17 protein-coding genes are annotated in these 25,151 nt (G+C 69.0%); 14 read left to right on the top strand and 3 right to left on the bottom strand.

All coding sequences use genetic code 11. The annotated features are described in order from the left end of the window. Both ACWDZ6_RS16150 and ACWDZ6_RS16155 read right to left on the bottom strand, forming a co-directional pair. Nucleotides 1–1,533 carry a SpoIIE family protein phosphatase gene (locus ACWDZ6_RS16150; protein WP_451503345.1) on the bottom strand — a complete coding sequence of 511 codons (1,533 nt, stop codon included), beginning with the start codon at nt 1,531–1,533 and terminating at the stop codon, nt 1–3. Between the two features lie 330 nt (nt 1,534–1,863). After that, entirely contained in the window at nt 1,864–2,466 is a 603-nt protein-coding gene (locus ACWDZ6_RS16155; protein WP_451503346.1) for a GOLPH3/VPS74 family protein, read from the bottom strand. 382 nt (nt 2,467–2,848) lie between these two features. Between ACWDZ6_RS16155 and ACWDZ6_RS16160 the strand changes: the two genes are divergently transcribed. The 11 genes from ACWDZ6_RS16160 to ACWDZ6_RS16210 all read left to right on the top strand — a co-directional run bounded on the left by ACWDZ6_RS16160 (nt 2,849) and on the right by ACWDZ6_RS16210 (nt 22,809). Then, nucleotides 2,849–3,967 (top strand): PP2C family protein-serine/threonine phosphatase, encoded by a 1,119-nt coding sequence (locus ACWDZ6_RS16160; RefSeq protein WP_451503347.1) that lies wholly within the window; start codon nt 2,849–2,851, stop codon nt 3,965–3,967. Between the two features lie 288 nt (nt 3,968–4,255). Continuing rightward, a complete protein-coding gene (locus ACWDZ6_RS16165) occupies nt 4,256–4,678 on the top strand; it encodes a PPOX class F420-dependent oxidoreductase (RefSeq protein ID WP_451503468.1) in 423 nt (140 codons plus the stop codon). A 119-nt stretch (nt 4,679–4,797) separates the two neighbouring features. Continuing rightward, nucleotides 4,798–5,091, top strand: a complete 294-nt coding sequence (locus tag ACWDZ6_RS16170) for a recombinase family protein (RefSeq protein WP_451503469.1) — start codon at nt 4,798–4,800, stop codon at nt 5,089–5,091. Between the two features lie 25 nt (nt 5,092–5,116). Continuing rightward, on the top strand, nt 5,117–5,566 hold the full coding sequence (locus ACWDZ6_RS16175) for an RrF2 family transcriptional regulator (RefSeq protein ID WP_451503348.1): 450 nt from the start codon (nt 5,117–5,119) through the stop codon (nt 5,564–5,566). 90 nt (nt 5,567–5,656) lie between these two features. Beyond that, nucleotides 5,657–6,853: a globin domain-containing protein gene (locus tag ACWDZ6_RS16180; protein ID WP_451503349.1), complete on the top strand. Its 1,197-nt coding sequence runs from the start codon at nt 5,657–5,659 to the stop codon at nt 6,851–6,853. A 323-nt stretch (nt 6,854–7,176) separates the two neighbouring features. Then, entirely contained in the window at nt 7,177–7,377 is a 201-nt protein-coding gene (locus ACWDZ6_RS16185) for a DUF4236 domain-containing protein (RefSeq protein WP_326654852.1), read from the top strand. 742 nt (nt 7,378–8,119) lie between these two features. Further along, nucleotides 8,120–10,219 carry a DUF4135 domain-containing protein gene (locus ACWDZ6_RS16190; RefSeq protein WP_451503350.1) on the top strand — a complete coding sequence of 700 codons (2,100 nt, stop codon included), beginning with the start codon at nt 8,120–8,122 and terminating at the stop codon, nt 10,217–10,219. Beyond that, nucleotides 10,219–15,000 (top strand): DUF6603 domain-containing protein, encoded by a 4,782-nt coding sequence (locus ACWDZ6_RS16195; protein WP_451503351.1) that lies wholly within the window; start codon nt 10,219–10,221, stop codon nt 14,998–15,000. Before ACWDZ6_RS16190 ends, ACWDZ6_RS16195 begins: the two co-directional genes overlap by 1 nt. Nucleotides 15,001–15,018: 18 nt before the next feature. After that, nucleotides 15,019–17,280: a hypothetical protein gene (locus tag ACWDZ6_RS16200; protein ID WP_451503352.1), complete on the top strand. Its 2,262-nt coding sequence runs from the start codon at nt 15,019–15,021 to the stop codon at nt 17,278–17,280. A gap of 69 nt (nt 17,281–17,349) precedes the next feature. Next, on the top strand, nt 17,350–21,090 hold the full coding sequence (locus ACWDZ6_RS16205) for a hypothetical protein (RefSeq protein WP_451503353.1): 3,741 nt from the start codon (nt 17,350–17,352) through the stop codon (nt 21,088–21,090). A 33-nt stretch (nt 21,091–21,123) separates the two neighbouring features. After that, the gene (locus ACWDZ6_RS16210) at nt 21,124–22,809 is read left to right on the top strand and encodes a hypothetical protein (RefSeq protein ID WP_451503354.1); all 1,686 of its coding nucleotides are present in this window, start codon (nt 21,124–21,126) and stop codon (nt 22,807–22,809) included. A gap of 229 nt (nt 22,810–23,038) precedes the next feature. Here ACWDZ6_RS16210 and ACWDZ6_RS16215 read toward each other — a convergent pair whose 3' ends face one another. Next, complete coding sequence (locus ACWDZ6_RS16215) at nt 23,039–23,245, bottom strand: hypothetical protein (RefSeq protein WP_451503355.1); 207 nt, start codon at nt 23,243–23,245, stop codon at nt 23,039–23,041. Between the two features lie 209 nt (nt 23,246–23,454). Between ACWDZ6_RS16215 and ACWDZ6_RS16220 the strand changes: the two genes are divergently transcribed. The 3 genes from ACWDZ6_RS16220 (at nt 23,455) to ACWDZ6_RS16230 (ending at nt 24,995) form a co-directional block, all read left to right on the top strand. Next, a complete protein-coding gene (locus tag ACWDZ6_RS16220; RefSeq protein WP_451503356.1) occupies nt 23,455–23,766 on the top strand; it encodes a hypothetical protein in 312 nt (103 codons plus the stop codon). A 122-nt stretch (nt 23,767–23,888) separates the two neighbouring features. After that, nucleotides 23,889–24,221: a putative quinol monooxygenase gene (locus tag ACWDZ6_RS16225; protein ID WP_451503357.1), complete on the top strand. Its 333-nt coding sequence runs from the start codon at nt 23,889–23,891 to the stop codon at nt 24,219–24,221. Between the two features lie 243 nt (nt 24,222–24,464). Next, nucleotides 24,465–24,995 (top strand): hypothetical protein, encoded by a 531-nt coding sequence (locus ACWDZ6_RS16230; RefSeq protein ID WP_451503358.1) that lies wholly within the window; start codon nt 24,465–24,467, stop codon nt 24,993–24,995. The last annotated feature ends 156 nt before the right edge of the window (nt 24,996–25,151 follow it).

The raw sequence follows: 25,151 nt of genomic DNA on the forward strand, positions 1-25,151 counted from the left end.
TCAGGCCACGGGCAGCTGTGTGCTGTCCTGGCTGAGCGCGGAGGGTACGACTCGGGCGATGAGCAGCGCGACGTCGTCGTGGTCGCCGGGGTGGCGCAGGGTGTGCAGGAGCAGGTCGCAGGTTTCGTCCAAGAAGCGGTGGGGGTCGTCCAGGAGGGCGAGCAGGGTGTCCAGGCTGGCGTCGATGGGCTGGTCGCGCCTCTCGACCAGTCCATCGGTGTACAGGACGAGCTGATCGCCCGGATGCAGGGCCAGCGTGGTGGTGTGGAAGTCGGTGTCGCCGACGCCCAGTGGGGTTCCGGTGGGCAGCTTCAGCAGTTCGTGCCTTCCGTCAAGGCGGAGGAGGGCTGGGGGCAGGTGGCCGGCGAGGGAGATGCGGCACTGGGCGCTGTGTGGGTCGTATACGGCGTAGACGCAGGTGGCGATCGTGTCCTGCTCCAGGTCCTCGGTGATGTGGTCGAGTTGCTGGAGGACCTGGGCGGGGTCGAGGTCGAGGCCGGCCAGGGTGCGGGTGGCGGTGCGGAGCTGGCCCATGCTGGCGGCGGCGCTGACGCCGCTGCCCATGACATCACCGACGACGAGGGCTGTTTTGTCGCCACCGAGCGCGATGACGTCGAACCAGTCGCCTCCGATCTCGCTGGCCGCCTGGGCCGGCAGGTACCGGGAGGCGACCGTCAGCCCCGGCCGCTGCGGTGGCGAGCGGGGCAGCAGGCTGCGCTGGAGGGTGAGCACCGTGCGGCGTTGTTCCTGGACGGCGCGGTGCCGCTCGGTGACGTCCACGCTGGAGGTCACCACCCCCAGCACCTTCCCGTTGGGCGCTTCGAGCCGGTGGAAAGAGATCGACCAGGCATGCTCGTTGTCCGGGTCGGCCGGGGTGCGGCCGACGGTGTACTGGTCGATGACCGGGGTGCCGGTAGCCAGTACCTCGTGCATCGTCGCCTCGAAGGAGTCGTCCAGGAAGGGCAGCACCTCATGGACGTGGCGGCCCACATGCTCGGCGGCAGGCACGCCGTTCATCCGCTCCTCCGCCGGGTTGACGGAGACGTACCGAAGATCGGTGTCCAGTACACCCAGCCCGATGGGTGACTGGGACACCAGTCGCGCGGACAATGCCAGGTCCCGTTCGACCTGCCGCAGCGTTGCCTGATCCGTGGCAAGACCCAGGGCGTAGTAGTCACCCTGGTCGTCCTGCAGCCGCATGTTGCGGAACTCCACCAGCCGGGTACTGCCGTCCTTGTGCCGGACGGGGAAGACTCCGGCCCAGCTGCCACCACCCTCCATGACCTGGACGAACAGGTTCAGCACCGTCTCCAGGTGGTCCTCATGGACCAGCAGGCGGCCCGCGAACTCGCCGAGAGCCTCGTCGGCGCTGTATCCGAACAGGTCCTCCGCCTGCGGGCTCCAGAGATCGATCCTGCCTTCGGCGTCAAGGAGAACGGCCGCCACGCTCAGCACATCGAGGAGGCCACCGGACGCGGTGGGAGCGACGCCCGCCGTGTCGGGACCGGTCCGCAAGGACTCGGCTGCACACATCCCAGGCCCTCCTCACTGCACACGCCGCCGCCCAGGGGTGTCAGGGCGCCCATCAGAGCCCGCGGCTCGGCTTGCGTGGCTCCGCCTCCCCCTATCGTCTCCCGGGAGGGGCTGCCTCGGCATCTATGGAAGTCGCGAGCCCGGCGGTCGGCGACTCGGGTGCCCCAGGGGGCCGCTCAGCGGCTTCCGGCGCCGCGGGTCCGTGGCCGCCGGAAGTACGTGGCCGCTCACCACCGCGCCCGGAGTCCTCGCGGCCGGCCCGTTGCCGATCTGGGAAGTCAGGAGTCCGTGATGAGGCTGGTGGCGAGCCTCGCCATCAGCGCGCCCTCGTCATTGGCCTCGCCAGATGTTGTCGAAGGCCGCGTCTTCGATGGCTCGCCGTTGCCGGACGGCTTCCAGTTCCACCACCGCGTCATTGACGGCCGCCAGAACTGTCGCCACCGCGTCGTCGTCGACGCTCGGAGAACTTTCCGTCCGCTTGTCCACAATCCCGACGGCGGCGGCAAGGGCGGCGAGGACGGGCTCATCGGATGCCCATCGGTCCGTCGCCCGGCGGCGAGCGGGCGAATCGACCAGGACCGTCTGCCCGGTCCGGAAGGGCCCGCGGCCGCGTTGCCGAGTGACCTCGCCGTCCTGCTCAAGGGCTGCCACATAGGCCGAGGACAGGCCGCGACCTCTGCGCCACAGCCAGTCGCCGACCGACTCATGCATCGCTTGTCGATCCAGCGACGACGCGGCCTCATCCAACAGGCGATCGTCCATTGCCGGCCGATGGCCTGGCACGATGTGATCGCCGTCCAGACTGATGGCCTCGGCTCCGAGGAGGTCGATCACTTCGGCTCCCGCGAGCGCGAGCGACAGATCCCCTTGCTCCACAGGGCGACTGGATTCCATGTCCATGGCGACAAACAACAGGTCACGCGGTGTGGTCATGAGTGGCTCCACGTCAGAGGCATCAGTAGCGATGCGTCGTTACTGAGCAACTGGTCCGGCAGTCGGTATGACGCCGAGCGGCATGGTCGGCTGCCCTTCTCGGTGGCCTCCATCGATCGCTGAACGGATGTGCCGCGCGTTGCCAGCGGTCGTGAAGTCCGGCCCAACACTCTTCACAGGATCATGTCACTGACCATGCGGCCGGTGCAGAGGGAAGGCGGCCCGGGCGAGCTTTGGGCCATCACGGCGCGGCCGAGCAGCGGCGGAGATGGTGACCTCGACTGGGAGACCCCATATCCGCGGTTCACGCGGTTGATCGCCGCGCATGAGTTGCGTGTTCCATCAAAGCCCCATGCGCGCTTTGACCGATATGATGCACTTTGTGATCATGCCCGGACGGCTGCGGCGCCGTCGTGCCCCCTACGGCGGCCGGTGGGACGGTGCCCTGCTGTCACCGGTGATCGTTACCGTCCTCATCGCCGGCCTGGCGTTCTCCACACCGAGGGAGATCGCCTTCAGCCGCCTCCTGCCCGCCGCACCCGCCCTCGCCGCCGCGATGTGGCCCGTTTTCCCCACGATCCTGCTGGGGACGTTCTGCCTGCTGGTCATGATCGGCCTCAGCTTCTTCTACACCGACCTGGGGACGCCATACACGGCGGCCGCAATCGTCGCGGTTACCTTGGCCGCCGCGTATGCAAGCCATGTCCGACTCGAGCGGGAAGAGATCCTCTTCCACCTCCGGCTTGTCGCCGACGCGGCGCAGAAGGTGCTGCTGCGCCCCCTGCCACGCCTCATCGAGGACGTCGAGATCGAGTCGCTGTATCTGGCGGCCCAAGAGCAGGCCCGGATCGGTGGCGACTTCTATGAGGCGGCCGACACGCCGTACGGGGTCCGGCTGCTCATCGGCGATGTACGCGGCAAGGGCCTGCCCGCGGTGGGGGCGGCCTCGGCGGTGATCAGCTGCTTCAGGGAGGCCGCGTACGACGAGCCCGACTTGAGGGGCATCGTCCATCGCCTGGAGATCAGCATCGCCCGCTACAGCGCCGCGTTCCCCGGCCAGGACCTGCCGGAGCGTTTTGCCACCGCTGTTCTCGCCGAGATCACGCACGGCAGCGGCCAGGTCAGACTCCTGAACTGCGGGCACCCCCCGCCGCTGCTCGTGCACCATGGGGAGATCCGCGTCCTGGAGCCCACCACAGCCTCGCCGCCCCTCAACCTCGCGACGCTCATCGGAGACCGCTACTGGGTCGACACCGTCGCCTTGGCCCCCGGCGACCAGCTGCTGCTCTACACCGACGGAGTAACGGAGACCCGGGACCGCACCGGCGAGTTCTTCCCGCTGCCGGAGTGGATGCGACGGCAAGGCCCGGCGCCGCCCCGCGAGCTGCTCGACCGGCTTCACCGGGACCTGCTCCGCTACAGCGGCGGCAGACTCGAGGACGACATCGCGGCCCTCGCCGTGCGCTGCCCCAGCACCCGGGCCCAGGAGTACCCGGAGTAGGCGGCGGGTGTTCGTGGCGCGGCGGTTTCCACTGGCGCGCCTTGCCCGCGCGTCGTGGCGCTGATTCAGTGGTTCCGGTTGGCCGGTCCTCGTGGCGGTCTGGTTGTTGGTCGGCAACGAGCATGGGAGTGCCTATCCGGGTGACGCGGGGGCGTGCACTCCGGCGAATGCGGGGACCGGTGCATTGCACCAGTACGTCGCCCAGCAGCGCCTGCACGGCGATGCTTCGGCCGAACACGTGATTGCTTCACTCGGGTGTGTCAGCGGCCTGGAACGGCGGTGATCGCTATGCTCGGAAAGGTGGCTGAACTTTCCTCAGAGGTACGCGAGTTGCTCACCGGCCGAAACATGGCCCACGTCGCGACGTTGATGCGTGACGGTGCGCCGCACGTCTCGCCGGTGTGGATCGCCGTCGAGGGGGACCGCCTTGCGATCTTCTCCGCGCAGGAGAATCTCAAGCTGCGAAACCTGCGTCGGGACGGTCGGGTGGGGATCTCGGTTTGCGACGAACGCAACCCGTACCGCAGCGCGGTGATCCGCGGCCGGGTGGCCGCGGAGATCGAGGGCGAGGAAGCGATCGCGATCATGGACCGGATGAGTAATCGCTACATCGGCAGCGACTTCCCCATGCGTAGAGCGATCGTGTCACTCATCGAGCCTGAGCACGTGCTCTTCCAGGACCTCCCCTTCGAGCATCCATCAGAGCACTGAACCGATCCACTGCTGGGCCCACCTGCGGAACCCTTGACGCGTTGCCCACGTACGCGCTGTGTTGCTTCACCGTGCATCAAGTGGGCAACAGCCGACGGTCGGCGGCGCCGGATATGCGAATGCACGTAAGACCCGCCGACCCGGTCGGACGACTGCTGTTCAACATGCTCGGCGTCGTGGCCGAGTTCGGAGCCGACCTCATCCGGATGCGCACCCGTGAAGTCATGGCCCGTCCATCGCGAAGTTCAGCGACAGGCCAACTCCATCGCCGGCTGACATGCCGACGACGCGCACCGGGTTGGCCGTTGCGCGGCCGGGCGCCGCGGGCGCCGCGATCGCCGCGCCGCCCTGCATGCCCGTGCGTCACCCCGCCACGGTGTGGCGACGGACACGCCACTCAAAGTTGCATTTAATATTCGCATTATCTAGCGTGGCGTTATGCGGTTGACGAAGGCAACGGACCTGGCGCTTCGCGCGGTCATGCGGCTGGCGGTCTCCGGGGCCGAGCTGGGCACCGCACGGCAGATCGCCGAGGAGATGCGGGTGCCCTACACCCACCTCGCGAAGGTGGTCGCCCAGTTGCAGCACCTCGGGGTGGTCGAGACGCGGCGGGGGCGCGGGGGAGGGCTGACGCTCACCCCGTACGGCCGTACCGTCTCGGTCGGGCACCTGGTCCGGGAGTTCGAGGGGGCCGGCGAGGTCGTCGAGTGTGAGGGTGATGTGCCGTGCCCGCTACGGCAAGCCTGTCGGCTGCGGATGGCCTTGCGTCAGGCCCAAGAGGCGTTCTATGCCTCGCTTGATCCGCTGACCCTTGCGAAGTTGGTCGAGTCGCCCACCGGCCCCGTGCTGTTGGGGCTCGTCGGGCGCGGCCCCGGCCTGTCCGGATAGGGCTTCCGCTGCCACGTCCGCCCTGCCCGGCAGACGCGGGGTTTTCACGCAACCGTAAATGCGAATTTCAAATACCACTTTGGAGTGGACATGCTGTCGCAGAAGTCCGCCGAGACCGTCCGCGCCACCCTGCCCGCGGTCGGCGGAGCCCTTGGCGCCATCACCGAGCTGTTCTACACGAAGCTTTTCGCCGCACACCCCGAGCTCCTGCGCGATCTGTTCAACCGCGGCAACCAGGCTGCCGGTGCCCAGCGTCAGGCTCTGGCCGGCGCCATCGCCGCCTTCGCCACCGTCCTGGTGGAGCGGCCGGACAGCCGCCCGGACGCCCTGCTCAACCGGATAGCTCACAAGCACGCCTCACTCGGCGTCAGCCCCGGGCAGTACCGCATCGTGCACACTCACCTGTTCGCCGCCATCGCGGAGGTCCTCGGCGACGCCGTCACCGAGGAGGTCGCCGCAGCCTGGGACGAGGTCTACTGGTTGATGGCCAACTCCCTGATCGAGATCGAGCGTCGCCTGTACGCGGAGCAGGGCGTGCTGCTCGGAACGGCCTGGCGGCAGTGGGAGGTGGTCGCCCGGGACCAGGAGACCGCGGACGTGGCCAACTTCCGGCTGCGGCCCGCCGACGGCCGCCCCGCCCCAGCCTTCAAGGCCGGCCAGTACGTCTCGGTCCAGGTCGAACTGCCCGACGGAGCACGCCAGATCCGCCAGTACAGCCTGACGAACGGCCCCGGCTCCCCAGAACGCTCCATCACGGTCAAGCGGCTGCACGGCGGCCCCGCCCCACTCGGCGAAGTCTCCAACCACCTCCACGACCACGTCCACGAAGGCGACCTGATCGCCGTGTCCGCCCCCTACGGTGACGTCGTCCTCGATGACACGGCCGCGCCGCTACTGCTCGCCTCGGCCGGCATCGGCTGCACGCCGATGGTCGCCATGCTGGAGGATCTCGTGGACCGCGGGCACCAGGCTCCGGTCATCGCCGTTCACGCCGACCGCTCACCCGCCGACCACGCCCTGCGCGCCGATCAGGAACGGCTCATCACCAAGCTCGCCGACGGCTCCGCGCACACCTGGTACGAGCGGCCGGAGGGCGACTGGCCTGCCGAACGCACCGGCTTGGTGGACCTCTCCGGCATCGAGCTCCCCGACGGCGTCTGCGCCTACCTCTGCGGGCCGCTGCCGTACATGCGGGAAGTGCGCACCCAACTCCTCGAGCGAGGCGTGCCTGCCTCCGCCATCCACTACGAAATCTTCGGCCCCGACCTGTGGCTGGCCCAGGACTGACCAATGCCCGTCGCCCTCCCCCGGGGCGCAGCGCACATCCATTGCTGCACAGTGGTGAGTTTTGTCCCAGCCGACCCGTTGGACCTGTACGAACCTCCCCAAGTCCTCGCCCTGGCCGACGACTTCACCCGGCACGAGTGACCGCTGCCCCCGGCCTCGACGTGCTTCCTGGTGAAGGGGAGGCAGACATGTGGGGCGAAGCCCTCGAGCTGTGAACCCGAGCAACTGCCCGGCCGGCAGCGTCGGCGAGACTCCGCCGCGGCACCGAACCGCGTAATGACGGGAAGTCTGGGAAGACGAACGATCAACGAAAGGAGCACACCGTGCCCGTCACCTTCCGTAAGAGCTTCCGGATATTCCCGGGCGTCCGCCTCAACGTCAACCGTAAGTCGGTGTCCATCACGCTCAGCAAGGGCGATGGTGCCAGGCGTACTTACTCGTCGACAGGTCGGCGCACGACCTCAGTGGACCTTCCCGGCCCCTTCGGCTATCGCAAGACAACCGCACGCCGCAGCCGCCACTGACCAACAGTCATGTCATGGACCGTTCGGACGACGGGCCGTCACGACGAAGGCCGGTGTCTGAGGGCCCGTCCAGAAGGCTCGCCGCACTGGGTCCCCGCCGTCTGTAACTGGAACCATCGGCGGTCGGCAGGCGAGTCGTTGGCGCGTAGGACCACGCCGACCGGATCCTAGCGCAGCACGCGGGTGGTGATGCCGGTGTCGTCGACCGGTGCCCGGGCCAGGGCCACGTCGACGAGGCCGGCCCCGCAGTCCGGTGGTCGGGCTCTGAGCGTCAACGGTGTGACCAACAGGTGTTGCCCTCGGGGACTGGCCGCCTCCCATGATGCGGTGGCGTGTATTTCTCGGTGAGGTTGGGCCCGGTGCCACGGGGTGCGTCCTCAGGCCGGTCGGGGGGCGGCGGACGGCCCGTCAACTGCGTGCTTACTACGGGCAGCGGCCCGGGTCTCGCCCATGGCCGCAGCGAAGGCCTTTGCGCTGACTCCCGTCCGCTGGTGCAGGAAGCGGCTCCATCCAGGCGTGGGCCGGCGCATTACGCCCGATCAGCACGGCTGGACCACACTCTCCGCAGACCGAGTCGGCATTCCAGCACCGTGATCTGGTGTCGTAGGGCACGAATCTTCGCGTCCTTCTCGACAGAGGCCAACCCCCTGAGCAGGACGCCCGGTAAGACCGCCGCACACCCGGAAGGGTTGCTTCTGCCGATCGCGCGGCGAGGCGCCGTCCCCGGAGGAACAGGCACGCGATGATCCGAACGACCGGACTCGGCCTGATCAAGCGGACGCCAAGAGGTGCTCACGCGGTGGACATCGGTACCCTCCAGAACCAGCTCGGCAACCTCGGCGTGTATTTCGTTTACGACGACGATCCGTCCGAACTCGTCGTTCAGCTGCAGGCCCAGCGGCCGTACCGAGCCGCGCTGTACCTGGACCACCTGCTGGACACGCGTACCTTCCTGACGAAGACGCTGGCGGGCGCGACCTCGGACGGGGGGCTCGGGCCCGACTACCCTTTCGTGCAGCAGGCGCTCGCCCAGGGCAGCCTCCTCATGGACCTGGCGGCCAGCCTGGACGACTGGATCTGCGGCGCGGTCGAGACCGCGATCAACGCGGCCATGGCCGTCGGGCCGCCGAACGCCCCGACCACGTACGAGGGCTGGTTCGACACCGACGTCTTCGATCCCGACGACACCACCTACACCGCCAACGTCGCGAAGTTCTTCACGCAGTACCCGTTCACCCATCAGGCCCTCGCGCAGATCGCCGAGAACTTCCGGAGCAACATCGCGACGGCCTGCCAGCGGATCATCGACGACCGCAAGGCCATCACCGCACTGTTCTCCGACCGGTACTACGGCCTGACGTTGAGCGCGCTGAGCGACCTCTCGTCGACCGGGTCAGACTTCCACAAAGGCGGTCAGCAGGTCCTGGCCCTCACCTTCACCACACGGTCGTTCAACGGCTACGCACCGATGACCTCCACGCTGAGGCTCATCTACAAGCCGGCCGATCTCGAGGTCGACTGCCTGATCACCGGGGAGTCGGCCGCGGTCAACCGTGCCAACCGCGCCACGGGCGACCCGGATGCCAAGGACTTCATGCAGCAGAGCCTCGTCGAGATCTTCAACGCCCAGGTCGCAGCCGACCCCACCAGCGGAGCCCAGCAATTACCGACCTACCGGATCCTGCCGCGCAACCCCACGTCGCGGTCCACGGCCACCCCCGTTCCGGTCCGCAATGCCTACGGCTACGCCGAGTTCCTCGGGTACTCACTCACCGGGATGACCTGGGGCGCCTTCAGCTACTACCCGCTGGGTGCCAGTGACTACGTGATCTTCCAGGGCCAGGACGCGGCTTCGATCACCGAGACGTTCTACCGTCAGGCCGGTCAGCTACTGGCCCTGGCGGTCACGTTCTCGATCACGGACCTGCACATCGAGAACGTGCGGGTGACCGGCTACCAGCCGCACCTCATCGACCTGGAGGCGAGCCTCACCGGGGCCGTCACCCAGGTCGCCGAGACACTGCTGTTCTACATTGACGTTTCTGGTCCGAGCGGCGGGATTGACGGCGAGACGCGGAGCGAGCATTCCGTGCACGTATTCAAGCCCGTCAAAAGCACGCCGCCGAAGGTCCTGGACAGTAGTCAATCCTTCCCCAAGAACTGCCAAAACCGGCTGTGGGCGCAGCACCCGGCTCGCAAAGTCGTGCCGGTCAACGAGTCCTGGCTGCTCCAGGGGCTGGAACAGGGCATGGGTGTGCTGCAAGCGGTCCAGCACGCCGGCGGGTTCGCGGACTGGTTCGACCGGTGCACCAACGTGCTCGTCCGGGTGCTCCCGCTCGCCACGCAGGACTGGCTCAGGGCACGCAGGAACATCTACGACCAGCCCGAGCAGACAGACCTGGCGACGGCGCTCAACGCAGAGATGCTCAAGACGCTCACCTATCAGTTCGCCGAGTACCAGCAGAAACCGACGCCCGAGCCGGACTTCGTCGCCGTCGCGACGCCGCAGGCCACAACCGACCTCAAGATCTTCGACATCCCGGTCTTCTACCACCGGATCGGCACCTCGGACCTGCTCGACTCGATGGGCAAGGTCATCGAAGTACCGGAACAGGTGACGGTCCAGAACGACGACGATCCGCCGACCTCGGTCCAGGCCGACACGAACGTCGGCCGGACCACCTACTACGCCGAGCCGCCCACCCCACAGCGCGTCCGGAACGGCAAGGTCGCCGCGCTCACCGCCGCCGGCTTTGGTGACACCGTCGGCGGCTACAAGGGACAGGTGCTGACGGCGATGGGACTGGCCGAGGTGCCGGCGAACCCCGGGGTGCAGGTCTGATGGCGGAGATCGACGACATCATCGCCACCGTCGAGGGCCTGTCCGTAGCCCAGGACGGCTCGCTCACCCTGGCAGCGGCCGACTTCACCGGCATCGACGTCGTGGGGGCGTTCTTCACGTCGGTCATCGGCGCGCAGTCGTACACCCTGGCCGCCGCCACGCGGACGCCCGGCGGCGGGACGATCACGGTGACCGGGACGGCGGACGTGCTCGGCTACGCGGGCGTCGGCGCGGCCGTGACGTTCACGACGGCCACGGGCCAGGACGGCTCGGGCCCCGCCCCACCGGTCGGCACGGGCGTGACCGCCTCGGTCACCGGCACGCTGGTCTCCGAGACGCCCACGCCGCTGCCGATCGTCTCGTGGGTCGACGTCGTCGACGTCAGTGTCGCGGCGACCGTCGCCGAGCCGTACAACGCCGTCACCTACGGTTTCGCCGCCTCGATCGTGCTCAGCGGCGAGACGGCCGGCTCGATCCCCATCACGATCGCCCAGCGGGACGGCGGTCTGTGGACCGTCCAGGTGGCCGGCGAGGCGGGGCAGTCGGTCACGGCTGACCAGCTCGTCGCGCTGCTCGGGGGGCAGGCGCTGGAGCAGTTCCTGCCGTCGGAGCTGGTCAGCATTCTCGATGGTCTCGCGATCAGCGACCTGTCGATCACCTTCGACGCCACGGCCAAGACCGTCACCGAGGTGAGCGTCGGGCTCACGGTCACCAACGGGTGGACCCTGACGTCCGGCCTCGTCCTCGACCCGGGGCTGCACATCGCGCTGGCACTCCAGAACCCGACCGACGACGCCACCCGCGACGCCGCCGCGGCGGTGACGGGCACGGTCGAGATCGACGGGACAAAGGTCCCGGTCTTCGTCCAGGTCGACGTCTCGGCGGGCGGGACGAGCAGCTGGCTCGTCGGCCTCGACCCGGCCACCAGCGGTGTGACGCTGCCCAGCCTTTCGGGGCTGTTCACGCTGGCCGGCGGCTCCGGCTTCGCCAGCAGCCTGCCGGGCGTACTGGCGAACCTGCCCGGCGTCCAGATCGATCCGCTGCTGATCGGTTTCACGCTCGACCCGGCAGCCCTGCAGAGCGCCAGCTTCGGGGCGACCACGACATCGACGTGGCCGATCATCGAGGGGTTCCTGGAAGTCGACCAGTTGGCGTTCGACCTGACGCTCGCCGGCCTCGACGGGGACACCAAGAGCGTCGGCGGCTCCCTGACCGCGGTGTTCGAGATCGCCTCCGACGTCGGCCTGTACTTCGAGTGCCAGAAGGATCCGGCGACGTCGACGTGGACCTTCAGCGGCGGCCTGCCGCCGGGCCGGCCGCTGAACCTCACGGACCTCGTCTCCAAGCTGCTGAAGCCCTTCGTCACCATCCCGGCCGGCGCGCCCGCGCTCGTACTCGACACCGCCGACCTGACCGTGGTGCCGAGCACGTCGATGACCTTAACCGCGGGTTCGACGACGAAATGGCAGCTGCTCACCGAGCTGTCGCTCGACACGTTCACGCTGACGTTCAGCTACACGGACGGCGCGCCCCAGCCGTTCACCGGCGAGCTGACGACGACCATGACGGTGGCCACGGTGCCGCTCCTGATCACCGCGGGCCTCGACACGTCGGGCGCGTGGTCGTTCAGCGGCGCCACCGGGCCGGGCACGCAGATCAGCGGCGGCGACCTGGCCGACGACCTCGCGAGCAGCTTCGGCGTGACGGCCGTCCCCCATGACGCGCTCACCGGCCTCACGATCTCCGACATCGACATCGCGTTCAGCTCGGGCACCGCAAGCAAGCCGTCGGCCTTCCACTTCGGCTGCGACGGCACGTTCCTCATCGCCGGCGTCGAGCTGGACATCACGGTCGCGATCGACCTGGCCGGCGCGGCCACCGGCTACACCGGCTCGTTCGTCGGCAAGCTCACGGTCAAGAAGGAGGACACGACCACCGAGGAGGTCGTCGTCACCTTCACCGGGCAGAAGCTGACGGCCAGCTGGGCGTCGACGCCCGGGCACGGCCTGAGCCTGACGGACCTGGCGAGCTGCTTCGGGTTCGGCGACCTGCCGCCGATCCCGCCGGCACTCGATCTGACGCTGACGTCGATGACCTTCGAGTACGACGTGCCGTCGGCGGCCCTGGCGGTCGCGGCGAAGACCGGGTCCGGCTGCAAGGCCGTCTTCGTCACCGCGAACGTGCCGAGCGGCGGAGCAACGCCACGGCGGTTCGCCTTCGCGGTCGACCTGCCGCTGAACGTGACGCTCGTCGACCTGCCGGTGGTCGGCGACCTGCTGCCGGGCGCCGGCCAGTACGGCATCCCGGACTTCGGCTGCTGGATCGTGTCTGGGGACCTCGCCGGCACCGGCCCCGCCTCCGACGCCGCGGCGCTCAACGCGCTGATCCTGGCCGGCTACCCGGCGCTGCCGCCGGCGCCGCTCGCCGCCGGGGTGCTGCTGTTCGGAAAGCTGCTGCTGGGCTCCGAGACGATGCCGCTGGAACTGGCGCTGAGCGGCGCCTCGTCGGCGTCGGCCGCCCTCCCGGCCCCGGCGGAAGCGGCCACCGCGGCCCCGGCCCGTGTGGACTCGGCAGCCGCCGCCGCGAGCGACAGCAGCACCGTCAAGTGGTTCACCGTCCAGCGCTCGTACGGCGGCTTTACCCTCGCGCGCGTCGGTGTCCAGTACGACTCGGACGGCGGCACGCTGATCTTCGTCATGGACGCCGACGTGGCCCTCGGCCCGCTGGCGCTGTCACTCGAAAGGCTCGGCGTCGGCTCGGAACTAACCGCGTTCTCCCCGGTGTTCACGCTGAGCGGGCTCGGCGTGTCCTACGCCGGCCCGCCGTTGCAGGTGCTCGGCACGATTTTACGGGTGCCGGACGCGCAACTGCAGAAGGGCGTGGAGTTCCAGTTCGACGGGGAACTGCTGGTCAAGGCCGAGAACTTCGCCATCGCCGCGCTCGGCTCGTACGCCCAGCTGGCAACCGGGCTGCCGTCGCTGTTCGTCTTCGCCCAGCTGGAGGCACCGCTCGGCGGCCCGCCGGCCTTTTTCGTGACCGGGCTGATGGGCGGCTTCGGCTTCAACCGCTCGCTGGTCATCCCCGGCCAGGACGAGGTGGCGGGCTTCCCGCTGTTGGCGCTCGCCACCACCCCGTCGCAGGACCCGGCCCAGGTCATCCAGGTACTCGAAGGCGGCGCACCGCTCAACGGCGTCACCAAGGCATGGATCACCCCGCAGGCCGGCGAGTACTGGCTGGCCGCCGGCGTGCAGTTCACCTCCTACGAACTCGTCACCACCAAAGCGCTGCTGGTGGCCGAGTTCGGCCAGGACCTCACCCTGGCACTGCTGGGTCTGTCCACCCTGCAACTGCCGCTGCCCACAACCGGCTCGCAGACCTGCGCCTACGTCGAGATGATGATCCGGGTGGTCGTGCAGCCCGCCCAAGGCTACTTCGCGGCCACCGCCATTCTGAGCAAGAACAGCTACGTACTCACCCCGGACTGCCACCTCACCGGAGGCTTCGCCTTCTCCCTGTGGTTCGGCGACAACCCCAACGCCGGGCAGTTCGTGATCACCCTGGGCGGCTACCACCCCGCCTTCCAGGTCCCCGGCTACTTCCCGCAGGTACCCAGGCTCGGCTTCAACTGGCCGGTCAGCGACACGGTGAGCATCAAGGGCGACGCCTACTTCGCGCTGACCGGCTCCTGCGCCATGGCGGGCGGCGGCCTGGAGGTGCTCTACCACGACGGCGACCTGCAGGCCTGGTTCACCGCGCAGGCGGACTTCCTGGTCAGCTGGCACCCGTTCTTCTACACCGCCCAGATCGCCGTCTCGATCGGCGTGTCCTACCGGCTGAACCTGCTGGTCTGTCATAAGACGATCAGCGTCACGCTCGGCGCCGACCTGAGCCTGTGGGGCCCGCCCACCCGCGGCATCGTCCGCGTGGACCTGGTCGTGGTCAGCTTCAGCGTCCGGTTCGGCTCGGACAGCACAGCCACCGCGGACGCGGCGCTGGGGTGGAGCGACTTCACCGCACTGCTGCCCGCCAAGACCGACGTGTGCGGCATCGCCATCACCGACGGGCTGTTCAAGACCCAGGACGATACGCAGAGCAGCAGCGGCAAACTGTGGATCGTCCGGGCCAAGCAGCTGGTCTTCCAGACCCGCTCGGCCGTGCCGGCCAGCGAACTGGCCTACGCCGGCACCACGGTGCAGCAATCAGGCACCGCGCCGGACGGCATCGCGATCAGGCCGATGAACCTGACCGGGGTGACCTCCAGCCATAACCTGTCCATCTACCAGGACGGCTCGGACACGCCCTCCAACATCTCCGGCTGGTCGCTGGAGCCGCTGCCGCAGACGGTGCCGGCCTCGCTGTGGTCGGCGCCGCCGGTGCCGTTCAGCCAGGTCCCGGCCCAACCGTCGGCGGACGTGCTGCCCGGTGAGCTGTGCGGCTTCTCGGTCACTGCCCCGACCCCGGTGCCGGGCGACAGCCGCGGCCCGGTCTCGGTGCAGCAGCTGATGGAGGAGTACCTGTCCCCGGCCGGGCAGACACCGCTGTCCGGAGCGGTGAGCCCGCCACCGGACTACCTGCCCACCCCCGATCCGCAGACGGCGGGCCTGCTCCAGCAGGTGGACACCGGCGCCGCGCAGAAGAGCCGGCAGGACCTGTTCACGGTGCTCACCGGCGCGGCCATGCAGGACGGCAGCGCGCTGTTCGCCGGAGCGGACGGCGACCTGGGCCTGCTGGCCGCCGGCGCCGGCCACCTGTTCAGCGATTCACCCATGCAGCAGAACTGAGAAGGAGCGCTCGTAATCATGTCGCTGACGGCCGACCTCCCGGTCGGCGACCTGCAGTTCTACGACAACTATGTGCCCGCGCTGGCCCCCGGCAACTGGCGGATCACCGTCGGGCACACCCTGGCCGGGGTCGTCACCGGCGACCTGGGCGCCATCCAGAACATGGTGGTCAGCGCACCGCAGTTCGCGATCGACACCAACGCCGTCCTCAACCAGTACCCGCCGGCCGGCAGCACCGGCCAGTACGCGCAGGTGCTGCCGCACATCGTGCTGAACGACGCGCTGCTGCCCTGGGAGCGCACCTTGACCGGCTCGTCCGACAACCCCTGGCTGGCGCTGCTGGTGCTGGGCGAGGACGAGATCGTCGGCGGCACCGGCTCACCCACCCGCGCCCAGGCCGGTACGGTGACCAGCTTCCTCAGCGCGGACCCGGCCGTGCTCAAACCCGACATCACCCAGGAGGGCGATGTCGCCGACACCGACCCGTGCGCCTTCATCCAGCTGTCGACCACGCTCTTCACGGCGCTCACCCCCCGCCTGACGGAGCTGCGGTTCCTGGTGCACTGCCGGCAGTCCAACATCGCCGACAAGGCCGAGCAGGGCCTGGAAGCCAACGGGCTGTTCTCGGTCGTGGTGGGCAACCGGTTCCCGGCCGCGCCGGCCCAGGGCGGTCCCGGCGCGCAGAAGAGCATCGCGCACCTGGTGTCGCTGGAGGGCCTCGAACCGTACCTGGTCGACCAGCCCGACTTCGGCGACTACACCTCGGTGGCGCTTGTCTCCCTGGCCAGCTGGACCTTCAACACGATGGCCGACCAACTGCAGGACTTTCGAGGCCTGATGGAGAACCTGGTCGGCCAGGAGTACGACGGCACCACCTACACCCCGGCAGACCTGTGGCTGCGCCTGCCGGCACCGAGCCCCGGAATCGATACCGGCACCCCGGCCGGCGCGGAGGCCGACCGCCGGCTGGCGGACGGCTTCGTGCCGCTCCAGTACCAGTTCCGCACCGGCGAGCAGACCTTCGCCTGGTACCGCGGGCCGTGCGTGCCGGTGCTGACCATGCCACTGAGCGACGGCACGCTCCTGCCCACCGCGGACGCCGCGCTGATCTACCAGAGTGCTTTCGGCGTCTTCGACGCCTCGCTGGCCACCGCCTGGCAGACCGGCCGCGCGCTGGCGCTGGCCGACCGGGCGTTCGGCCAGGCGCTGTACGACTTCCGGCAGCGCGGTCACCAGCTCACCGACAGCCTGCTCCAGCGGTTGCAGAGCGACGCGTTCTCGGCCGACCAGATCGCCGGGCTGAGCGGGAACACCCTGGTGCAGGACGAATTCCTGCAGTTCCTGACGTCCGATCTGCCCAGCGCTCCGGGCCTCGCCGGGGCCGCCCGGCCTGCCACCGGGCCGCTGCCCGCCGGGGCGGCGCCGGACCTGGACCCGGACCCGGTCACCGCGGTGAAAAACTTCCTGGCCGACGCACAGGCGCAGGCGCTGATCGCGGACGAGACGCAGGACGCCCTGCTGCCGGTGGCCACCTGGCTGGCCAACCTGCTTCTGCTCTACCCGGTGCCGTTCAACCTGCTGGTGCCGGACGGCCGGATGCTCGCCCCGGAAACGCTGCGCTTCTTCTACCTGGACGGCAACTGGCTGCGCGCGCTCACCGACGGCGCGCTGAGCATCGGCATGCAGTCCAGCCGGGACAGCTTCTTCACCGAGATCATGGGCGACGTGATCCGTCAGGCGGCCACCACCGCGGCCCAGGCGCTGCGCGCGCGACGGATCGGGGTGGACCCGCCGGCCGCCGAGGCCGCCGAGAACCTGGTCAGCGGATTCCTGCTGCGCTCGGCGGTGGTGTCCGGCTGGCCCAACCTGGCCGTCCACGGCAGCGTCGGCGGCGACGACCTGCGCATCCTGCGGATGGACCGACTCGCCGATGACCTGCTCTTCTGCCTGTTCTGGGGCGTGCCGGACTGTGTCGAGTTCGCCGAGCCGCAGGAGGGCTTCCGCTTCGGAGTGGACGACGACGGCAACGTCCCGGTGCGGCAGCCCCTCGCCGGCGGATCGGTGCCTTTGGGCACCCAGCTGGCCACCCCGCTGCCCCTGGTGCCCGGCTCCCTGCGCGCCGACGGCGACAACGTCCTGGACGTCGCCACCGCCGCGCAGCAGATCCAGGGCGCGCTGTCGGCGGCCCGCGTCGCGGTGGACGACTTCGGCCCGGCCGACTTCGCGCTGCAGATGGTGAAGTCCCCCGAAGCGATCAAGTTCACCAGCCCGACCGGCTGAATCATCCCTACTGACCCCGACGCGCCCTGCGAGACCCCGACGGACCCTCACGGACAAGGACACGCTCTCATGCCCGGCCTGCCGCTCGCCGTGCCCATGCAGCTGGACGCCCTGGTGGTGAACCAGGCCGTGCTCAGTCGCGACACCTTCCGCTGGTGGCCGTTCACCTACAAGTCGCTTGCGAGTTGGGGGAGCCCGGAGCCCATGGCGCTGGACGCCCCGGTGGGCGGCCAGCAGGAGGGCGTCTACCTGAGCTGGACGCTGCCGGACGCGCTGCGGCACTCACCCGCCGACTCGCCGGCCGGCGAGTATCCGCTGGTGCCCAACCGCTGGCTGATCGTCCGGCTGAACGGCACCGACCAGCGGCAGGCGACCGCCTGGGTGCTGGAGAGCGACTGCCCCTTCAGTGGTTCGGGCGCGACCAGCGAGTACCTGGTCGACCCGGGGCTGATCAACGCCTGGAAGTCCTCCAGCGACCCGCTCCGGCAGGCCTACACCCCAGCCGGGACGGACCCCGACGTGCAGTACGCCGAACTCGGTGTCTCTTTCCCGCTCGCCCAGTGGTCCGAGCGTGCCGCGCAGCCGATGTTCCTCAGCGCGGTCGCACCCGCCAACCCGCTGTTCAGCAGCTACCTGGCGCACAACCTGGGCGTTTTCTCCTTCTACGACGCGCTGGACGGCATCGACAGCGACATGCTCAGCTACTTCGTGGCCGGCTGGTACTCCGATCCGGCCCAGGACATCCTGGCGCCGGCCGGCGCCGACGACACCGCCTACGCAAAACTGCTGCAGCAGCTGGGCTGGGCACTGGCCGGCGGCTCCTCCTCGGCCACCGACCGGAGCGTCTACCACGGTGCGGCGTTCTCCGTCGACTGGGATCGCACCGGTCCCGCCCCCCTCAACGACCCGCTGCCAGGGATCCAAAGCAACAAGCTCGACGTGGGTGTCGGCAACACCACCATCGACGCGTTTACCGCGCTGATCGCCCCGCAGCTCAACGACCCGGCCAAGGACCAGTTGCTGCGCGCCTTCCAGTACGACCTCCTGCAGCAGCTGAACGAGATCAACGGTGACGCGCTGCTGGACGAGCGGATCCGGCAGGCCTGGTTCGGCTCCAAAGCCGGCGGCTACTCCTGGACCATCGTGGACAACTCCTCCGACGGCAGCACCACAACCACCCTCACCTCGGCCGAGCAACAGTGGCTGTCGCAGCTCAACCAGGCTCAGGCCCAGCTGGACTCGGCCCTCACCACCCTGTACAGCCTGCAATGGCAGCTGCACGCGCTCTGGCTGAAGAACGGCTGGCTGTCCCCTGGGGCAGACAACTGCTGGCCGCATCCGCCCCGCGGAGTGGGGCTCAAGGCGAGCCCGTTCCTGGACAAGTTGGCCGTTCAGCTCGACCCGGGCCAGTCCGGCAGCGTCGCCGCCCTGCTGGTGGCGCAGTTCGGTATCGTCCAGCAACTGCTGCCGCAGGTGCCGCAGCCGGACTGGACCGGCACTGACAACGCCCAGCAGGCCATGCAGAACGGCATCGCCGCCTTCTCCACGGCCAAACAGCTCGACCCGGACAAGACGCTCAAGGCGGTCGCCGCGCCCCGGTACTGGCAGGCCAACAACCCGGTGGTGGTGCTCTCCGGCGTGCCGGCACCGCCTTCGGCGGCCGACACCGGCGCGCTGCCGGTACGTCCCGGCGACGACCTCGTCACCGGCTTCACCCTCAGCTCCGACACCACCATCGGCACCGACGCGGTGGCCGAACTGCTGAGGCTGGTCGGCAGCCTGGGTGCGGTGCCGACCAGCGCCGCCCAGCCGCTGCTGCAGGAGTTCCTGCTGCTGGACCCGGGCAACGCGGCGGCCATCGCGACGGCCTCCGAGCAACCGCAGGCCGACGTGACCGCGGTGATGACCACGCACGACCCGGCGAACTACACCGGCAGCCTCCCTGCGCTGACCCTCACCGGCTGGCAACAGCCGTGGACGCCGATGTTCCTGGAGTGGTCCGGCACGTACAGCGCCGTCCCCTTCACGGTGGACAACGCCCCGTCCTGGACCTTCGACGGAACCGACTACCGGCTGACCGCCGAAGTCTCCTCACTGCCGAGCGAGCAGCGCACCATCGGCGGTATCTCGCTGCTCAGCCCGCACGCCGGAGTCGTCTTCGGATCCCGGCTCGACGCGTTCGTCCAGCAGTACGGCACGGGCACCGAACTGGCCCAGATCGACGAGACGATCGCGAGCTTCAACGACTGGCAGTTCCTCGCCCAGGAGCTCACCGGCTTCAACCAGTTGCTCAGCCTGCGCGACAGCCGGGCCTTCCGCCGGCCGACCGCCGCCGACCAAGTCGGGGGCTACCCGGTGGCGGCGCTCACCGGCTACGGCGACGGCACCATCCCGCCCGCGCTCGCGCTGCCCCCGGCCAGCCAGGGCCAGGTCAACACGGTGCCGTTCCTCCAGAACGCGCCGGACCTGCCCTTCCACAGCACCCGGCAGGGCGGCTTCTACTTCACCGACTTCTTCCTCTACGACAAGTTCGGCCGGACCCTGTACGTGATCGAGTCCGGCTCGTCCAGCGGCCTGTTCGACTACAAGAACTTCCCGCTGGAGATCGACTCGGCGCTGGTACCGGACGAGACCCTGGTCCCCGAGGTCGCCTCCGTGCTGCAACTGCCGCCCCGGCTGCTGCAGCACGCCCGGCTGGACGTCCGGCTGCTCGAGGCGACCGACGACACCAAGGTGTACGGGCAGGACCCGGACGTGATGCCGGTCTCCGGCTGGGTGCTGCCCAACCACCTGGACGGCAGCGTCCTGGTCTTCGCGCCGGACGGCACCGCGCTGGGCGAGTTCCGGCTGTACACGCAGGCCGACGGCAGCAAGCTCGGCCAGTGGACGTCGCCGCCGCACTCCGGCCTGACCCTGGACGACGTGAACGGCCTCGCCCCGCACCTGCACGGCATGCTGACCTCGCCCCAACTGGCCACCGAGGCCGGCTTCCAGGCGTTCCTGGCCGCCGTCGACGAGACACTGTGGACCACCGACCCGCTGGGCAACCGGGCAGATACCAACCTCTCCGTGCTCGTCGGCCGCCCGCTGGCGCTGCTGCGCACCAGGCTGCAGTTCCAGCTGGACGGCGATCCGATCACCGACACCGGCTGGGCGGCAACCTTCACCCAGCCCGCACCCGACTTCCTGAGCTGCGACTTCTCCGTCCGGCTCGGCGACCAGGCCACCCGGCAGGACGGCGTGATCGGCTACTTCGCCGCGTCGAACCACGAGGTGAACAGCAGCGCCACGGACTACGACGTGTTCAACAGCACGGTGGCACCGCCGGCCGCGCCCGCGCAGGACTACGTGAGCGTGATCGGACCGGTCGGCAGCAGCACCACGCCGGGCAACTACCTCCCGTTGTCCTTCACACCGCAGACCTACCAGTACGTGACCGTGCTGGCCGACCCGCGGGCGGCGATGCACGCGTACACCGGCATCCTGCCGGTCAAACAGTGCGACATCCCCCAGCAGTTCGTCGACGACGCGCTCACGGCGATGGAGGTCACCTTCCAGCTCGGCCCGCTGCTGACCGTGCTCGGGCCCTCGCCTGCCCAGGGCGACACCCCGCCTGCCCACGCCCAGTCGATCGCCTACCCCACCCCGGCCGAGCAGAACGGCAGCTGGTCGTGGTGGGAGCCCGACGCCACGTCCGGCACCTGGACCGGCTACGGGCTGGTCGACGCCTCGCCCACCGCCACCAGTGGCCCGGCGCAGAACACCCTGCGCGAGGGCTGCCTGCAGCTGATCACCGACCCTGACGCGTAGTCACCACAGCAGCCATCGGTAAGGAGCAGTCACATGCCCTCGGACGACAAACTCCTCCTCGACTACGCACTCTCCACCGACCCGACACCCGTCCCGGTCAGCACCGCCCAGGTCACCAGTCGGGTCCGGGTGAACATCAGCCCCAGCACCAGCGCCCAGGTGTACTGCGACGAGATCAAGATCGCGGTGCCGGTCGGTTCCGGCCCGCTCAGCCTGTTCAGCAGCGCGCCGGACGGGTCGGTGAACACCAATACGTGGGCCGAGACCACGGGGGCGGCTCAGAAGGGCAGCGACCTCTGGCCCGGCCTGGACCCCGACCAGGACTACGTCCCCCTCACCTTCAGCTGCGACGTCAGCGACTCCCTGATCGACTACAACCTGGTCTTCGGTGTGTTCGGCGCGGTGAACGAGGCCGTCGGCGACGTCAGGATCATGATCCGGGAGTCCTCCTGCACCGACTCCACAGACCCCTTCACACCGAAGCAGGGCTCGCTCTGGCTGAGGAAGGCGTACCCCGACTTCTACCTGAAGAACCTGGTCGCCACCACGCCCGACGCCCCCACCGTGCCGAGCACCGACTTCCCCAACGGCGCCCGGATCCGACTGGCCTGGGAGAGCAACGGCACATACTTCCAGCTATTCATGGCGGGCGAGACCACGCCGGTCTACTCCGGCACCGAGACCACCTGCACGCTCGAGGACGGGGTGTCCCGCGACTCCACGTTCGTCCTCGCCGCCTCGATGACCGGCTCGCCCGGACAGGACACCCCACAAGGCGGCTACCAGCCGATCTACCTCTACGACTCGCTCACCGTCAGCGTGTCCGACCCCGACCTCACCCCGACCAGTGTGACGGTCTCCGACACCCTGGACGTGACTGGCACCAGCACGCTGGGCACCACCAACACCGGCGCGCTCACCTCGGCCAGCGCCACCGTGAGCGGCGCGCTGCAGGCCGGCAGCCTGGCCACCGGCGGCACGCTGAACGTCAGCGGCTCCGCGACCGTCGGCCAGGCCACCGTGACCGGGGAGCTAAGCGTCCAGGGCGGCAGCACGCTGAACGGGGCCACCGTGAACGGCACGCTGAACGGCACCGGCTCGGCTTCGCTGAACAACCTCACCGTGAGTGGGCTGTCCGCCTCCTCCGGCCCCGTGGCGCTGCTCGGCACCGGAGTGATGCTCGCCCAGGACACCAGCATCCCGCAGGCCGGCGTCGAAGCCCACACCGACGGCTTCGCGCTGGCTCAGGTGCTCATCCCGAGCGACGTGAGCAAGAGTTCGTTTGCCTACGGCTTGATTAACACCGTGGGCACCTGGTTCCAGGTGCAGGGTGGCACCGTCGGCTCCTTCGGCTCCGCTTGGAGCGACGTGATGGCCTTCAATCCGAACGCGATCACCGTGCCGATCCAGGCGGGCACCCAATGGTGGTACACGGCCGGCAACTGCAATGGCAACCAGCAGGACTCGCCGATCCAGATCTGGTGGTTCCCGATGGGCAGTAACCCCAGCGGCGAGCAGACCTTCCGGATCCTGTCCAGCGAGGAACTCGCCGACGCACCGCCGCCACCGGTCACGCCCGGCTTCAACGCGTTCGTCAACCGGGAGGAGCAGGTCGCGGCGGCTGCAGCGGACTTTATCGACCGGCTGGCGGAGGCGCTGGAGGCCAGCCTGGCGGACGGAACGCGGGCCGACCTCGCCCGGCTGCTGCACCAGCTGTGAAGCCTCGGCGATCATCGACGCGGCATCGGTACGAGTTGAGGGGGGACCTTGAGCTGGCGTTTCCCCGGGTCCAGGATCACGGACAAACTTCAAGCGGTCACGTCATTGCGTGCTCGTCGACACCGCCCACGCGATCGCCACGTGGGTGGCGCAGGCCTCGGAGAATCCCGTCATGTGGCCGGCGACAGCGGCGAAGGGGCGAAGCGACTCCTTCGCGGAGGTCCACACCTCATTCATGACACTCCCGGCCGGTGTGCTCGCCGACTGCCCAGATGCGGCTGCTCCGCAGCTGCGTGTCGGGTCGCGGCCTCGAGCAGTCGACTGTTCTGTTCTCCACCATCAAGCGCTGGTTGACGTTGCGGAGGGCCATCAGGTCGAGCTCTGTGCGTTGGCAGGCGACCAGAGCGGCGTCCCGCTCCTTCCGCAGCTCCTCCATCTCGCCAGCCCGTGAGGCCGGCAGGCCCAGGCCGCACGGGCACGGGTGCCGAGTTCCTGGACGCGGAGTACACGGAGCTGAGCCCGCGCCTCCACAAGGTCTCGCCGGACGACAGTGTTCTGTTGGTGGAGCATGCGGTTCTCGACCTCCAGCGGGGCCTCTTTGCGGGCTGAGGCTGCGGCAGCCGCCCGGGGCCGATCACCGGCGAGATGGGCGCGTACGGCCTCGGCTTCGGCCTTGAGGTCGCGGTGCCGCTGCGGGCACTGCCGATTGACCTCGGCTCGGAAGTGATCTCCGCGTCGGAGAGCGGTGTTCGGCTCTTGCATCGTGGCCAGGACGTGCAGGACGTGCAGGACACGCTGTCGGCAGTGCTCGCTGTCGGCACGGCGACGTCGCGCGGCAGCCGCCCGGCCGGCGTTCAGAGCCGCTGCACGGGCGGGCTTGATGCCTGTGAGGGCCTCGTGCCCGGAGACGCTGGCGGTGCTCGTCAATTGGCATCTCCGGTTAGCAGAATCCGGTGATGGGCGACCTCACCCCGGGACGAGTTCGAACGGTTGATGATCACATCACGTAATCTGGCACGTGTCGCATTAAGCCCGGTGTCCACTCCCGAGGCTGTGGACAGTCCAGCGAGAGGAATCCGATGATTTTCATTACCGCTAAGTTCAAGGTCCGCCCTGAGTACGCCGACCGGTGGCCTGAGATCGTCGCCGACTTCACCGCCGGTTCGCGCGGTGAGCCCGGCTGCCTGTGGTTCGAATGGTCGCGGAGCATTGAGGACCCCACGGAGTACGTGCTGGTCGAGGCCTTCCGGGACGACGACGCCGGGGCTTCGCACGTGCAGTCCGAGCACTTCAGGAGCGCGCGGCGGACTCTGCCGAGCCACCTGGCCGAGACACCCCGGATCGTGAACGCAAAGATCCCGCAGGACGACTGGTCGCTGCTGGGTGAGATGGCTGTGACGGGCATGGAATAGCTCCGAACGGCCCCTGCTCTTCTTGAGGGTGCGGCGTTCAAAGGCCTGACGGCTGATCAGGTAAATGATCAATCGAGAGTCGGCGTGTGAACGTTTCGAGCACCGTCGAAAGGATGTGCTGCGGCCTCCGGGGTGGTTCAGCATGGGATGGACCGGACGGGAGCGGCCGAGCTCAGCTGCTCGCCCAGACCGTCCAAGCAGGCGTGGCCGCCGCCGTCGGCGGCTGTTGACCAGGGGGAATCAATGAAGATCACCCAGCGGAAACTCTCAGTCGCGTTAGCCGCCTTGGGAACGGCGTCCCTGCTCACACTTGGGATGGGCACCGCCACGGCCGCATCCGGCCAGACGTCCGACTCGCGCCCGAGCACCGCCCAGCCCGCCGGCTCCAGTCATCTGATGACCGACGCCTCCGCCCTCGCGGTCAGTGGCAATGGTGGTGCCGGCACGGCCGCGGCGGGGACCGCCACTGACGCGTACTACGGGTGCCCGGCCGGGGCGGCCTGCCTCTATGCCCAGGACGCGAGCAAGGGTTGGGACGGACTCGACCCCAGCAGGATTACGGACATCTACTGGAGCTACGGGGCCCACAACCTGAGCAACAAGTTCGGTCTCCACTGGTTGGTGAACAACCAGACTCCGAGTTCGTCGCTCAACGCGTGGGTTGAGACGTGCACCGGGTACAACGGCGTAGGGTGCACCAAGCAAATATTGCCGCGAATGGGCATTCAGCTCGATTTCACACCGATCAACTCGATCGTTCTCGACCGGCCGTGAGACCGCGTCGCCAGTGGCGTTTGCGAGGCCTCGGACCGTCCGGGATGCCGTCGGCGGATTCGGGACCCTGATCACTTCGCCCCGCCCGGTGTTGTCACGGGTGGGGCGAAGTGCTGCCGGGCGGGAGGCGTGGGTGCGCCGCGCCCGGACCGCACA

Source organism: Streptomyces sp. NPDC002926 (genome assembly GCF_053591755.1).

What these genes read in the sequence shown, in the direction of transcription:
- ACWDZ6_RS16150 (WP_451503345.1), bottom strand. Translation starts at nt 1,533, where the DNA reads ATGTGTGCAGCCGAGTCCTTGCGGACCGGTCCCGACACGGCGGGCGTC.
- ACWDZ6_RS16155 (WP_451503346.1), bottom strand. Translation starts at nt 2,466, where the DNA reads ATGACCACACCGCGTGACCTGTTGTTTGTCGCCATGGACATGGAATCC.
- ACWDZ6_RS16165 (WP_451503468.1), top strand. Translation starts at nt 4,256, where the DNA reads ATGCTCGGAAAGGTGGCTGAACTTTCCTCAGAGGTACGCGAGTTGCTC.
- ACWDZ6_RS16170 (WP_451503469.1), top strand. Translation starts at nt 4,798, where the DNA reads ATGCACGTAAGACCCGCCGACCCGGTCGGACGACTGCTGTTCAACATG.
- ACWDZ6_RS16175 (WP_451503348.1), top strand. Translation starts at nt 5,117, where the DNA reads ATGCGGTTGACGAAGGCAACGGACCTGGCGCTTCGCGCGGTCATGCGG.
- ACWDZ6_RS16180 (WP_451503349.1), top strand. Translation starts at nt 5,657, where the DNA reads ATGCTGTCGCAGAAGTCCGCCGAGACCGTCCGCGCCACCCTGCCCGCG.
- ACWDZ6_RS16190 (WP_451503350.1), top strand. Translation starts at nt 8,120, where the DNA reads ATGATCCGAACGACCGGACTCGGCCTGATCAAGCGGACGCCAAGAGGT.
- ACWDZ6_RS16195 (WP_451503351.1), top strand. Translation starts at nt 10,219, where the DNA reads ATGGCGGAGATCGACGACATCATCGCCACCGTCGAGGGCCTGTCCGTA.
- ACWDZ6_RS16200 (WP_451503352.1), top strand. Translation starts at nt 15,019, where the DNA reads ATGTCGCTGACGGCCGACCTCCCGGTCGGCGACCTGCAGTTCTACGAC.
- ACWDZ6_RS16205 (WP_451503353.1), top strand. Translation starts at nt 17,350, where the DNA reads ATGCCCGGCCTGCCGCTCGCCGTGCCCATGCAGCTGGACGCCCTGGTG.
- ACWDZ6_RS16210 (WP_451503354.1), top strand. Translation starts at nt 21,124, where the DNA reads ATGCCCTCGGACGACAAACTCCTCCTCGACTACGCACTCTCCACCGAC.
- ACWDZ6_RS16215 (WP_451503355.1), bottom strand. Translation starts at nt 23,245, where the DNA reads ATGGAGGAGCTGCGGAAGGAGCGGGACGCCGCTCTGGTCGCCTGCCAA.
- ACWDZ6_RS16220 (WP_451503356.1), top strand. Translation starts at nt 23,455, where the DNA reads ATGGGCGCGTACGGCCTCGGCTTCGGCCTTGAGGTCGCGGTGCCGCTG.
- ACWDZ6_RS16225 (WP_451503357.1), top strand. Translation starts at nt 23,889, where the DNA reads ATGATTTTCATTACCGCTAAGTTCAAGGTCCGCCCTGAGTACGCCGAC.
- ACWDZ6_RS16230 (WP_451503358.1), top strand. Translation starts at nt 24,465, where the DNA reads ATGAAGATCACCCAGCGGAAACTCTCAGTCGCGTTAGCCGCCTTGGGA.